General features: G+C 46.2%; 12 protein-coding genes and 2 tRNA genes. 13 read left to right on the plus strand and 1 reads right to left on the minus strand.

Annotated features, from left to right (window positions below; translation table 11 throughout):
- Window positions 1-42 precede the first annotated feature (42 nt).
- The 3 genes from carB (at window position 43) to ACN0TF_RS01080 (ending at window position 4,447) form a co-directional block, all read left to right on the plus strand.
- Window positions 43-3,267, plus strand: a complete 3,225-nt coding sequence (gene carB / locus ACN0TF_RS01070; RefSeq protein ID WP_417440414.1) for a carbamoyl-phosphate synthase large subunit — start codon at window positions 43-45, stop codon at window positions 3,265-3,267.
- Window positions 3,264-3,740: a transcription elongation factor GreA gene (gene greA / locus ACN0TF_RS01075; RefSeq protein ID WP_417440415.1), complete on the plus strand. Its 477-nt coding sequence runs from the start codon at window positions 3,264-3,266 to the stop codon at window positions 3,738-3,740. The genes carB and greA overlap by 4 nt, the downstream gene beginning before the upstream one ends.
- Before the next feature lie 158 nt (window positions 3,741-3,898).
- On the plus strand, window positions 3,899-4,447 hold the full coding sequence (locus ACN0TF_RS01080; protein ID WP_417440416.1) for a hypothetical protein: 549 nt from the start codon (window positions 3,899-3,901) through the stop codon (window positions 4,445-4,447).
- Here the strand turns inward: ACN0TF_RS01080 and yhbY are convergent.
- Window positions 4,422-4,718, minus strand: a complete 297-nt coding sequence (gene yhbY / locus ACN0TF_RS01085) for a ribosome assembly RNA-binding protein YhbY (RefSeq protein WP_011234228.1) — start codon at window positions 4,716-4,718, stop codon at window positions 4,422-4,424. The two genes, ACN0TF_RS01080 and yhbY, sit on opposite strands and share 26 nt — an antisense overlap.
- 91 nt (window positions 4,719-4,809) lie before the next feature.
- On the opposite strand from yhbY, the gene rlmE reads away from it, so the two are divergent.
- From rlmE to nusA, 10 genes are all read left to right on the plus strand, one after another.
- Entirely contained in the window at window positions 4,810-5,436 is a 627-nt protein-coding gene (rlmE, locus tag ACN0TF_RS01090) for a 23S rRNA (uridine(2552)-2'-O)-methyltransferase RlmE (RefSeq protein WP_414018511.1), read from the plus strand.
- A 41-nt stretch (window positions 5,437-5,477) separates the two neighbouring features.
- Entirely contained in the window at window positions 5,478-7,424 is a 1,947-nt protein-coding gene (gene ftsH / locus ACN0TF_RS01095) for an ATP-dependent zinc metalloprotease FtsH (protein ID WP_417440417.1), read from the plus strand.
- A gap of 70 nt (window positions 7,425-7,494) precedes the next feature.
- On the plus strand, window positions 7,495-8,310 hold the full coding sequence (folP, locus tag ACN0TF_RS01100) for a dihydropteroate synthase (RefSeq protein WP_417440418.1): 816 nt from the start codon (window positions 7,495-7,497) through the stop codon (window positions 8,308-8,310).
- Window positions 8,307-9,647 carry a phosphoglucosamine mutase gene (gene glmM, locus ACN0TF_RS01105; protein WP_110012621.1) on the plus strand — a complete coding sequence of 447 codons (1,341 nt, stop codon included), beginning with the start codon at window positions 8,307-8,309 and terminating at the stop codon, window positions 9,645-9,647. The genes folP and glmM overlap by 4 nt, the downstream gene beginning before the upstream one ends.
- Window positions 9,648-9,734: 87 nt before the next feature.
- A complete protein-coding gene (tpiA, locus tag ACN0TF_RS01110) occupies window positions 9,735-10,493 on the plus strand; it encodes a triose-phosphate isomerase (RefSeq protein WP_417440419.1) in 759 nt (252 codons plus the stop codon).
- A 4-nt stretch (window positions 10,494-10,497) separates the two neighbouring features.
- Window positions 10,498-10,833 (plus strand): preprotein translocase subunit SecG, encoded by a 336-nt coding sequence (secG, locus tag ACN0TF_RS01115; protein ID WP_417440420.1) that lies wholly within the window; start codon window positions 10,498-10,500, stop codon window positions 10,831-10,833.
- Between the two features lie 6 nt (window positions 10,834-10,839).
- A tRNA-Leu gene (locus tag ACN0TF_RS01120) sits at window positions 10,840-10,926 on the plus strand.
- 75 nt (window positions 10,927-11,001) lie between these two features.
- Window positions 11,002-11,078, plus strand: a tRNA-Met gene (locus ACN0TF_RS01125).
- 176 nt (window positions 11,079-11,254) lie between these two features.
- Entirely contained in the window at window positions 11,255-11,713 is a 459-nt protein-coding gene (rimP, locus tag ACN0TF_RS01130; protein ID WP_253619683.1) for a ribosome maturation factor RimP, read from the plus strand.
- A gap of 26 nt (window positions 11,714-11,739) precedes the next feature.
- On the plus strand, window positions 11,740-13,236 hold the full coding sequence (gene nusA, locus ACN0TF_RS01135; RefSeq protein WP_417440421.1) for a transcription termination factor NusA: 1,497 nt from the start codon (window positions 11,740-11,742) through the stop codon (window positions 13,234-13,236).
- The last annotated feature ends 21 nt before the right edge of the window (window positions 13,237-13,257 follow it).

Below are 13,257 nucleotides of genomic sequence, written 5' to 3' on the forward strand. Positions count from 1 at the left end.
CGATGCCGTCATCCGTAGCGAAAGGACAGATAGAGCGACTTTATGCCAAAACGTACCGACATTAAAAGCATTCTGATTCTGGGTGCAGGCCCTATTGTTATCGGCCAGGCCTGTGAGTTTGATTACTCCGGCGCTCAAGCGTGCAAAGCGCTGCGCGAGGAAGGTTACCGAGTCATTTTGGTTAATTCTAACCCTGCTACCATTATGACTGACCCTGAAATGGCCGATGCAACTTATATCGAGCCAATTCACTGGGAAGTAGTAGAGAAAATTATTGAGCGTGAGCGTCCTGATGCGGTGTTACCGACCATGGGTGGTCAAACCGCTTTGAACTGTGCGCTGGATTTAGACCGCCACGGTGTGCTGGAACGCTACAAGGTTGAAATGATTGGCGCTAATGCCGATGCGATTGATAAAGCGGAAAACCGTGATCGCTTCGACAAAGCGATGAAAGCGATTGGTCTGGAAACACCAAATGCTGAAATGGCTCATAGTCTTGATGAAGCCTTTGATGTGCTTAGCCGACTGGGTTTCCCTTGTATTATCCGACCGTCCTTCACTATGGGCGGCAGTGGCGGTGGTATTGCCTATAACCGCGAAGAATTTGAAGAAATTTGCCGCCGGGGTCTGGACTTGTCGCCAACCAATGAGTTGTTAATTGACGAATCGCTACTGGGCTGGAAAGAGTACGAAATGGAAGTTGTGCGCGACAAAAGCGATAACTGCATCATTGTTTGTACTATTGAAAACTTTGACCCTATGGGTATTCACACCGGTGACTCAATTACGGTTGCGCCTGCCCAGACTTTGACAGACAAAGAATTCCAGCTAATGCGTGATGCGGCAATGGCCGTTCTGCGCGAAATTGGTGTGGAAACTGGTGGTTCAAACGTACAGTTCGGTGTTAACCCTGATACCGGGCGTATGGTCATTATCGAGATGAACCCACGGGTTTCCCGTTCATCCGCTTTGGCATCAAAAGCTACAGGCTTCCCAATTGCTAAGGTTGCAGCGAAACTGGCGGTTGGTTATACGCTGGATGAACTGGAGAATGAGATAACTGGTGGTAAAACACCGGCATCTTTCGAGCCAGCGTTAGATTACGTAGTCACCAAAATACCGCGCTTTAACTTTGAAAAGTTTGCTAACTGCAATGACCGGCTGACCACGCAAATGAAGTCGGTTGGTGAAGTCATGGCTATTGGCCGTAACTTCCAGGAGTCGGTGCAAAAAGCGCTACGTGGTCTAGAGCTTGGTGCCTCGGGTTTTGACCCTATTGTGGACTTAGAAGCTAAAGATGCCCGTTCAAAAGTTATCCGTGAATTAAAAGAACCGGGTGCAGAGCGTATTTGGTATATCGCCGACGCTTTCCGCTTAGGTATGACGGTACGCGAAGTCTTCGAGCTAACGCGTATAGACGAGTGGTATCTGATTCAAATTGAAGAGCTTGTAAACCTTGAAAAAGAGGTTGATGAACTTGGTTTAGCCGGGCTCACCGCAGACGTTATGACGGTGTTGAAACGCCGTGGCTTTGCTGACTCTCGTATAGCCGATGTTCTGCATGTGAGTGAAGCAGAAGTTCGTAAAAAGCGTTATAAGTATAAAATTCATCCCGTTTACAAACGTGTTGATACCTGTGCGGCTGAATTCGCCTCTGGCACAGCTTACATGTATTCAAGCTACGATGAAGAATGCGAAGCGGCACCGACGGACAATGACAAAATTATGGTTATTGGTGGCGGACCAAACCGTATAGGGCAGGGCATTGAGTTCGATTATTGCTGTGTGCATGCCTCGCTGGCGCTGCGTGAAGACGGTTACGAAACCATAATGGTCAACTGTAACCCGGAAACAGTATCTACTGATTATGACACGTCAGATCGTCTTTACTTTGAGTCTATTACACTCGAAGACGTCCTCGAAATTGTTCGTATTGAAAAGCCTAAAGGGGTTATTGTTCAATACGGCGGTCAGACTCCGTTGAAGCTGGCGCGTGAGCTTGAAGCTAATGGTGTGCCAATTATCGGTACTTCGCCTGACGCTATTGACAGAGCGGAAGACAGGGCGCGTTTTCAGACCGCCGTACGCCGTCTGGGATTAAAACAACCCGAGAACTCAACAGTTACAGGTTTCAACGAAGCTTTGACGGAGGCTAAACGTATTGGTTATCCGTTAGTCGTTCGTCCATCCTATGTTCTGGGTGGCAGGGCAATGGAAATTGTCTATGACGAAGCGGATTTGCAACGTTATCTGACTGATGCGGTCAAAGTTTCAAATGACGCGCCGGTACTGCTGGATCGTTTCCTTGATAACGCGATAGAAGTTGACGTTGATGCTATCTGCGATGGTACTGACGTTCTGATTGGCGGCATTATGCAGCATATAGAGGAAGCCGGGGTTCACTCGGGTGACTCTGCGTGTTCATTGCCTCCGTACTCATTGAGTGACATTATTCAGGCTCAATTACGTGAACAAATGCGTAAATTAGCCTTTGAATTGAATGTGAATGGCTTGATGAACGCTCAGTTTGCGGTTAAAGATGATGAAATTTATCTTATTGAGGTAAACCCAAGAGCTGCGAGAACCGTACCTTTTGTTTCTAAAGCGACAGGTGTGCCGTTAGCCAAAGTGGCAGCCCGAGTAATGGTTGGCCAGTCACTGCAAGAGCAGGGCTATGTAAAAGAAATTATTCCACCTTATTACTCGGTGAAAGAAGTGGTCATTCCTTTTGCTAAGTTCCAGGGGGTCGACCCTATTCGCGGACCTGAAATGCGTTCAACCGGCGAAGTTATGGGTGTGGGTGAAAGCTTTGAAGAAGCTTATGCTAAAGCGAACCTGGGGGCTGGCGAAGCGCTGGCTAAAAAAGGTAAAGCACTCATTTCTGTAAAAGACAGTGACAAGCAACGTTTGATGGACTTAGCTCGCGGCTTATTGGCATTAGGCTTTAGTTTAGAAGCAACGCGCGGTACGGCGAAAATGCTTGCTGAAGAAGGTATTGACTGCAGTATTGTAAATAAACTGCAAGAAGGCCGTCCAAATATTGTTGATGCGATTAAAAACGGCGAATATTGCTATATTATAAATACAGTAGAAGGCCGCCAGGCGATTGAAGACTCGGTCTATATTCGCCGCGAAGCACTATTGAATAAAGTTATTTACACGACGACATTGAATGCTGCGTTTGCGACAGTAAAAGCAAATACAGCGGATGATCGGGCTCGGGTGAGCTCGGTACAAGAATTACATAAAAGGGTATCGTTAATATGAACCAGATTCCAATGACGGAACATGGCGCGCAATTATTACGTGATGAGCTTAAACGTTTAAAAACGGTAGAGCGTCCGCGCATTGTTGAAGCTATTGCTGATGCTCGCGAGCATGGCGATTTAAAAGAAAATGCGGAATATCATGCCGCCCGTGAGCAGCAAGGTTTTTGTGAAGGTCGTATTCAGGAAATTGAATCTAAGCTTTCCAACGCGCAGATTATTGATGTAACCAAGGTGCCAAATAACGGAAAAGTTATTTTTGGCTCTACGGTTACCATTTACAATACGAAAACGGACGAAGAAGTTACCTATAAAATAGTCGGCGATGATGAAGCGGATATTAAATCAAATTTAATTTCTGTGAACTCACCCATTGCGCGTGCACTTATTGGCAAAGAAATTGATGATATTGCGACAGTAACGACACCTAACGGTGAAGTTGAGTACGAGGTGGTTGCAGTACAATATAAGTAATATCAAAAATAAGTTTGTAAAAGGCTGGAAACGTAAGTTTACCAGCCTTTTCTTTTTATTGGCTTTTGAAATATATTCTTGTTTGTTTTTTATACGATATATTGTATAGTTTGCTCTTAACTTATTTTCTAACATTAAATTTACAAGAGAAGATGACAATGGACAAGGAACAGTCACTATCATTTAACACTCTTCAACATACACCTCTTGATGAACTTACTGTCACGGAGTGCTTCGAACGTTTAAAACTCATCTCACAAAAGGCAACTTATAAAGATGTTTCTGTCTGGTTAGGCCGCAACGCCAACGATTATGCCAACTGGAAACGTAGTAACAAACTACCTTTTGCCGAAATTATCCGGAAGCTACTGCAGGAAAGAATTTCTCTTAACTGGTTTTTCGCTCCGGGGTATACCTTGCACGAACCCAGCTACGCTTATACTCAGGGCGATTATGTTAAGAGCAGCGTGGTAGAGGAAGAACGCAAACGCCGAATTGAATTTTTAAAAGCACACAAAAAGATAGAGCCGTTATTGAAAGCCTACGGGCTGCAAGATGATGAACAATGTATGACTTTGATGCTGGATGCTTATTTTTCCACTACAGACAAGTGGATGGAGAAATCGCAGGCATTAGAGTTAGTAGCGAAAGCATTAGCTCTTAAGCCTGCGATTCAAAAAGTTAACCGCGTGGAAGACGAATCTTAGGTTCTTCTGCCGCGCGGTATATCACTTGTGTTTTACCGATAATTTGCACTTCAGCGGCACCTGTTTCATGTACAATGGTTGCCATAATTTGCTTTCTGAGCTCGCGGTCTTCTTCCGGAACTTTTATTTTAATCAGTTCATGGTGGTCAAGTGCTTGCTCGATTTCTGCAAGAACACCTTCAGTAAGGCCGTTAGCCCCAAGTAGTACGACGGGTTTAAGCGGATGTGCTAAACCTTTTAAATGCTGTTTTTGCTTATTACTTAATGACATTCGATAATATCCGTTTTAGAGCTTGATTTTTTAACATTGTAACGCCAGATCAGGTATTCAGGCCAGACAATTAAGGAAACTTCGTTAAATCATGGGAAAAAAACGCAGTGTGAGTAGTCAGCGCTGGCTGAAAGAACATTTTGACGATCAGTTTGTCCAAAAAGCACAGAAGAAGGGATTACGCTCCCGCGCTGTTTTTAAATTGGAAGAAATACAAAAACGGGACAAACTGATCAAAAAAGGTCAAACCGTCGTTGATCTAGGAGCGGCCCCGGGCGGGTGGTCACAATACGTTGCCGACTACTTTAACGGCGACGGTCAAATCATTGCTTGTGATATTTTAGCGATGGACCCAATCGCCGGAGTCGATTTTCTTCAGGGCGATTTTCGTGAAGAATCGGTACTGGAAGCTTTATTACAACGTATCGATGGTAAAAATGTTGATGTGGTACTGTCTGACATGGCACCTAATATGAGTGGTAATGGCACGGTAGACCAGGCGCGCTCTATGTATCTGGTAGAGTTGGCTCTGGATATGTGCCATCAGGTTTTGAAACCCGGCGGAAGTTTCGCCGTCAAAGTGTTTCAGGGGCAAGGTTTTGAATCTTTCCTGAAAGATGTACGAGCAGCGTTTAACGATGTGAAAACGAGAAAACCAGAGTCCTCGAGAGCACGTTCGAGAGAGGTCTACTTGGTAGCGACAGACTATAAACTGTAGTACCCTGTTGGGTAGTTGATTTTTAATAGAGGTAATAGGCTTTGAGCGATATGGCAAAGAATCTCATCTTGTGGCTTGTAATAGCCGTCGTACTGATGAGCGTTTTTCAGAGCTTCAGTCCGAGCGGAACGTCATCATCAACCATGGTATACAGCGAATTTGTATCTCAGGTTAATAATGGCAACATTCGTCGTGCTGAATTTGGTGATGATGGACGCACTATTTCAGGTATGACTCGCAATGGTCAGTCTTATAAAACCGTTGTACCAACTCAATATGATCCAAAAATTCTGGATGATTTGTTGGCAAACGATGTAGAAACACAAGGTACTCCGCCGGAAGAGCAGAGTATTCTGGCATCAATCTTTATTTCGTGGTTCCCGATGCTGCTATTAATTGGTGTATGGATATTCTTCATGCGTCAGATGCAGGGCGGTGGTGGCCGTGGGGCTATGTCGTTTGGTAAAAGCAAAGCCAAGCTGATGAATGAAGAGCAATCAAAAACAACGTTCAAAGACGTTGCTGGTTGTGATGAGGCCAAAGAAGAAGTCTCAGAGCTTGTGGATTACCTGAAGGATCCTTCTAAGTTTCAGCGTCTGGGCGGAAAAATACCGAAAGGCGTTCTTATGGTCGGCCCTCCGGGTACGGGTAAAACCTTGCTGGCAAAAGCTATTTCGGGCGAAGCCAAAGTACCGTTCTTTAGCATTTCAGGGTCTGATTTCGTTGAAATGTTCGTCGGTGTTGGTGCTTCCCGTGTTCGTGACATGTTCGAACAAGCGAAAAAAGCCGCGCCATGCATTATCTTTATTGATGAGCTTGATGCAGTGGGTCGCCAACGTGGAGCCGGACTAGGTGGTGGCCACGATGAACGTGAGCAGACACTGAACCAGATGCTGGTTGAAATGGATGGCTTTGAAGGTAATGAAGGCATTATCGTTATTGCCGCTACTAACCGTCCAGATGTCTTAGACCCTGCATTATTGCGTCCGGGCCGTTTTGACCGTCAGGTTATTGTTGGTTTACCGGATGTTCGTGGTCGTGAGCAAATTCTTAAAGTGCACATGCGTAAAGTACCACTAGGCGATGACGTTAAACCGTCAGTAATTGCTCGTGGTACACCGGGCTTTTCTGGTGCGGACTTAGCCAACTTAGTAAACGAAGCTGCATTATTTGCTGCACGAGGCGACAAGCGTGTGGTTTCAATGGAAGAGTTCGATAAAGCAAAAGACAAGATCATGATGGGGGCAGAGCGCCGCTCAATGGTAATGACGGATGATGAAAAAGCGATGACAGCTTATCATGAAGCCGGCCACGCCATTGTTGGTCGCCTTGTACCGGAACATGATCCAGTCTACAAAGTCTCGATTATTCCACGAGGCCGCGCACTGGGTGTGACCATGTACCTGCCAGAACAGGATCGTGTCAGCCACAGTAAGCAGCATCTTGAAAGTATGATTTCAAGCTTGTTCGGTGGACGTCTCGCAGAAGCCATTATTTATGGAAACGATAAAGTGACCACTGGCGCTTCTAACGACATTGAACGTGCAACTGAAATTGCTCGTAAAATGGTTACCCAGTGGGGGCTTTCAGAAAAAATGGGGCCGTTGCTGTACGCCGAAGATGAAAATGAAGTATTTCTCGGACGCTCGGTAACTCAGCACAAGCACATGTCAGATGACACGGCGCGCGCTATTGATGAAGAAGTTAAATCAGTTATTGATCGTAATTACCAGCGTGCAAAAAAATTGCTGGAAGAAAACGAAGATATTTTGCATTCAATGAAGGACGCATTAGTTCGATATGAAACTATTGATGCCGACCAAATTGATGATTTGATGAACCGTCGCGATGTTCGTCAGCCAAAAGACTGGGATGACAGAGACAGTGGTGGTAACGATTCTGACGGTGGGGCTGCTAAGGCAGAGAACACCGAAGAACGTCCGGATCGCCCCATCAATGTTGATAAACCCGGGGATGCAACTTCTTAACGTTGATTCTTTTAAAAAGCCACCGAGAGGTGGCTTTTTTGTAGGACACAGTTATTAGTGGAGCTAAGCCATGCCGAAAAATCCAAAGCCGTTGCGAGTTATGGGAATTGTTAATGTCACTCCGGACTCATTTGCAGACGGAGGGCAGTATAACCGGCTAAATGATGCAATAGATCACGTTGCACAGCTGATCAAAGACGGCGCTGACATTGTGGACATTGGAGGGGAATCAACCCGCCCTGGAGCTTATTCGGTTGCTGAACAGGAAGAATTGGATAGAGTTGTTCCTTTGGTAAAAGCGGTAAGAGAGCGCTTTGATGTTGCTATTTCAGTGGATACAACCAAACCCAAAGTAATGACTGAGTCGATAGAAGTCGGTGCAAACATAATTAATGATGTGAATGCTTTGCGTGAGGAAGGTGCTTTGGAATCGCTGGCTGCGACAAACGCAGAAGTGTGTCTGATGCACATGCAGGGTGAGCCACGAAGTATGCAGCACAACCCTAATTACGATGATGTTGTTTGCGACGTTAAGACTTTTTTACAAGAGCGTGTCATAGCGTGTGAAAAAGCAGGTATAGGACGCGAGAGGATTTGGTTGGATCCTGGCTTTGGTTTCGGCAAGTCGCAGCGACATAACTATCAGTTATTGCAACGCTTGCAGGCGTTTCACGAGTTGCAGTTACCGTTATTGGTGGGAATGTCACGAAAAAGCATGATAGGTCATATTACTGGACGTGAAGTAAAAGACCGCTTAGCAGGCAGTTTAGCGGCTGCAACCATTGCAGCTATGAAAGGAGCACGTATAATTCGCGTTCATGATGTTAAGGAGACGGTTGATGCGATGAAAGTGGTTGCAGCAACTATAGAAGGAGAACACCTTTGAGTGAGCGTAAATATTTCGGCACCGATGGCGTGCGCGGACGTGTCGGGCAATTCCCGATAACCCCTGAATTTGCTGTGAAGCTTGGCTGGGCCGCCGGGCGCGTACTTGCTGCTAAAGGTACCAGTCGCGTATTAGTGGGCAAAGACACCCGGGTTTCTGGTTATATGCTTGAGTCTGCACTGGAAGCCGGTTTAGCCGCTGCTGGTGTTGGCGTGGACTTCTTAGGTCCTATGCCCACCCCGGGAATTGCTTACCTTACACGCACGTTCAGAGCCGCTGCCGGAATTGTGATCAGCGCCTCTCATAACCCATATTATGACAACGGTATTAAGTTCTTTGCTGATAACGGACATAAGCTTCCAGACGCGGTTGAGCTGGAAATTGAACGTTTGTTGGACGAGCCTATGGACTGCGTTATTTCCGAAGAGTTAGGGCGGGCAAAACGCATTAATGATGCCGCAGGCCGTTATATTGAGTTTTGTAAAAGCGTATTCCCCAACGAAATGACGCTGGAAGGGCTTCACATAGTGGTTGACTGCGCTCATGGCGCTACTTACCACATTGCGCCTAATGTGCTTCGGGAACTCGGTGCTGAAGTGACCGAAATAGGCACGCAGCCCAATGGACTGAATATTAATAAAGAGTGTGGTGCAACGCACTTAACGGCATTGCAGAATAAAGTACTGGAAACCAAAGCCGACCTTGGTATAGCGCTTGACGGCGACGGTGACCGCATCATGATGGTGACTGAGAACGGACGCCCCATTGATGGTGACGAAATTCTTTATATGCTCGCTGTTACTGCGCAGAACCAGGGACAGCTTCAGGGCGGGGTTGTTGGTACTTTGATGACTAACTTTGCTTTGGAGAAGGAGCTGGATAAACGGCGTATTCCCTTTGTTCGCGCGAAAGTCGGCGACCGTTATGTTATTGAGGAGCTAGTTAAACGTGACTGGTATCTGGGTGGAGAGAATTCCGGCCACGTTATAAACCGTCAACATCACACTACTGGAGACGGTATTATCGCCGGCCTGCAGGTACTAGCGGCGATGTATCAGGAACAAAAATCTCTGGAAAAACTGAGCTGCGACTTTCATAAATTGCCTCAAGTACTTATTAATGTTCGGTTCGAGAGCGATAAACAGCCTCTGGAATCTGCAAATGTAAAAAGTGTTGTTCGCGAAGTGGAAGCTGCTCTTGCGGGTAGCGGACGAGTGTTATTACGTAAGTCTGGTACTGAACCTTTAATTCGCGTAATGGTTGAGGGCGAGAACGAAGCAAAGGTAAAAGCTTTTGCTCAACAAATTGCGAATGAGGTCGAAGCGGCCACAAATTAAACAGTTAGCGGGTAGTGATGAAAATCTCGCTTGTAAGTTGGCGAGTGTTTCGCTACTATTCCCGCGCTCTGGAGTAGAGGACAAACTATGCCTAATGCATCACTAGTGATTGCAAATTGGAAAATGAACGGAAATCGCGAGCTAACGAAAACAATGTCGGCGGCTTTGCGAGAAAAACTTAATCAGCTTCAGCAAGTTAAGTTAGTTATTTGTCCTCCGTTCACCCTTATTAGCGAGCTGGCTAATCAATGTTATTACGATGACATTGCCATTGGTGCTCAGAGTGTATCTGAACACACTGGCGGCGCCTTTACCGGTGAAATTTCAACCGCGCAGCTACAGGAATTTGGTGTTAGCTACGTGCTAGTGGGACATTCAGAACGTCGGCAGTTGTTCGCAGAAACCGACAAAATGGTGAATGAGAAAACCCTGGCTACGGTTAATGCCGGTATGACAGCGGTAATTTGTGTTGGTGAGAATAAAGCACAACGCGATGAGGGAAACACCTGGGAAGTTGTAGCAGAGCAAGCGCAAGCGGCTTTGGCAGACATTCCTAAAGAGCAAGCCGGTAAAATTGTTTTGGCCTATGAGCCAGTTTGGGCAATTGGTACCGGAGAAACGGCTTCACCAGAACAAGCACAGGACGTTCATGCAAAATTAAGAGCGTTACTGGTAGAGCAATTTGGCGCGATTGGTGAGAAAATGCCGTTATTGTACGGCGGCTCAGTTAAAGCTGACAACGCTGCCGAATTATTTGCGCAAAAAGACATTGATGGCGGCCTGATAGGTGGCGCAAGTTTGAAAGAATCAGACTTTGTTGCTATTTGCCAAGCTGCTCAAGGGTAAAATTATGTACGAAATTTTGATGATCGCATTTCTCGTTGTCGCTTTGGTCTTAATTGGCTTTATCATGCTGCAACAAGGCAAAGGCGCAGACATGGGCGCATCTTTTGGTTCAGGCGCATCGAACACTGTTTTTGGTTCATCAGGTTCAGGTAACTTCCTGACCCGCGCAACAGCCGGGTTGGCGGTAGTGTTTTTCATTCTGAGCCTGGTATTAGGTAACTTATCGACCTCTACTGATGAGTCGTCAAATGACTTTTCAGACCTTTCAGTTCCGGCTGAAGAGCAAGAGTTACCTCCAGCGGATGATAAGTCAGAATCTGACGTGCCGCCAATTGACTAAGATTTTGCAGAAGTGGTGGAATTGGTAGACACGCTACCTTGAGGGGGTAGTGCTCTTACGGGCGTGCGGGTTCAAGTCCCGCCTTCTGCACCAAAATTAGCTCTCTGATTGTTGCCTCAGAGGTTGAAAATAAACGAAAAATACGTATAATGTGCAACAAGTTTCGGACGCGGGGTGGAGCAGTCTGGTAGCTCGTCGGGCTCATAACCCGAAGGTCGTAGGTTCAAATCCTGCCCCCGCAACCAATTTTAGTAGCAGCGTTTCGCATTAAGACGTCGCTTTTGCTAAAATAACTGACAAAGGGTCCAGTGTTCAGAAAGCCCCGCAGCAGCTCGGGGCTTTTTGCTATGCGGCCTTAGCTATCTTAGGATAGCCAGAACACTGGGCGCTTGCGCCCTTTTTTTGTTTCAGGAGGCAGTAATTGGCAAATTTGCAAGAACGGTTAACCGATATAATTCGCCCAGCGGTAGAAGCGCTGGACTTTGAATTGTGGGGCGTAGAGTTTATTCGCGCCGGTAAGTTTTCAACATTACGGGTATATATCGATCATCCGGAAGGTATCAGTGTGGATAACTGTGCAGACGTGAGTTATCAGGTCAGCTCACTACTGGATGTTGAAGACCCTATTAATGTTGAATACAACCTGGAAGTGTCCTCTCCGGGAATGGAAAGACCGTTTTTTAATGCCCAACAAATGCAGCCTTATATCAATGAAACCGTTGCTTTTGAGTTAGTAGCGGCGCAAAAAAACAAAAGAAAATTTAAGGCAGAATTGATTGCGGTTGAGGGCGAAGAACTGACCCTTGCCGTTGATAACGATACCCTTCAGGTGAATATGCGTGATGTGAAAAACGCTCACCTGGTTCCGGCATTTGATTAAAAGATTGCGTTGGCGAGGCAGCACTCATGAGTAAAGAAATACTGTTAGTCGCAGAAGCGGTTTCAAACGAAAAAGCAGTACCACGCGAAAAAATATTTGAAGCGTTAGAGTCAGCATTGGCTCATGCGACCAAAAAGAAGTACGACGGCGATATTGAAGTTCGTATTGATATCGATCGTACCACCGGCGAATTCGATACATTCCGTCGTTGGTTAGTCGTTGAAGACACGGATACCGGATTGGAACATCCTTACCGTGAAATTAGTTTGTCAGCAGCGCAATACGAAGATCCATCGGTACAGGCCGGTGACTACGTAGAAGAGCAAATTGATTCGATACAGTTCGACCGTATTACGACCCAGACTGCAAAACAGGTTATTGTACAGAAAGTACGTGAAGCCGAGCGAGCTCAGGTTGTTGATGAATACCGCGAACAAGTGGGTGAAATGGTCAGCGGTATTGTGAAGCGTGCGAATCGGGAACACGTTATTCTGGATTTAGGTAATAACGCAGAAGCGATTATTTATCGTGACGAAATGTTACCGCGTGAGTCGGTACGTCCAGGTGACCGCATTCGTGGCTTGCTTTATGACGTTCGTCCAGAAGCTCGTGGTGCACAACTATTTGTAAGCAGAACCAATCCTAACTTCTTGTTGGAATTGTTCCGTATCGAAGTGCCTGAAATAGGTGAAGAGATGATTGAGCTACGCGGTGCTGCCAGAGACCCGGGGTCGCGTGCTAAAATTGCAGTTAAGAGTAATGATAAGCGTATAGATCCTGTTGGGGCTTGCGTTGGTATGCGCGGCGCACGAGTTCAGGCGGTATCCGGTGAGCTTGGTGGCGAGCGCGTAGACATTGTGCTTTGGGATGATAACCCGGCACAGTACGTCATTAACGCGATGGCACCTGCTGAAGTAGCGTCTATAGTTGTGGATGAAGATGCACACACTATGGATATTGCGGTTGCGGCAGATAACCTGGCTCAAGCTATTGGTAAAGGTGGACAGAATGTTCGCCTTGCCAGCCAGCTAACAGGCTGGACGCTGAACGTTATGACCGAAGACGAGTTCAACGAAAAAAATGAAGCTGAAACTCAGCGTCTATTGAACTTGTTCGTATCGACTTTAGATATCGATGAAGATTTTGCAAATGTACTGGTTGATGAAGGCTTCTCTTCACTTGAAGAAGTGGCTTATGTCCCGGTTGCAGAATTCCTTGATATCGAAGGGATGGACGAAGATATCGTAGAAGAATTACGTAGCAGAGCACGTGCTTATTTAACCACGAAAGCTTTGGCTACCGAAGAATCTCTGGAATCGGCTGAACCAGATGACACACTGTTGAACCTGGAAGGAATGGAGCGTCACCTGGCTTATGTATTAGCCAGCAAAGGCGTGACAACTCTGGAAGAGTTAGCGGAACAGGGCGTTGACGACTTAGCCGATATTGAAGAATTAAATGAACAGCAGGCTGGCGATTTAATTATGAAAGCCCGCAATATTTGCTGGTTCAATGAAGAATAGTAGAACGATCAGCGGAGGTAC

It is taken from the genome of Idiomarina sp., from assembly GCF_048265525.1.
Lineage (GTDB): Bacteria > Pseudomonadota > Gammaproteobacteria > Enterobacterales > Alteromonadaceae > Idiomarina.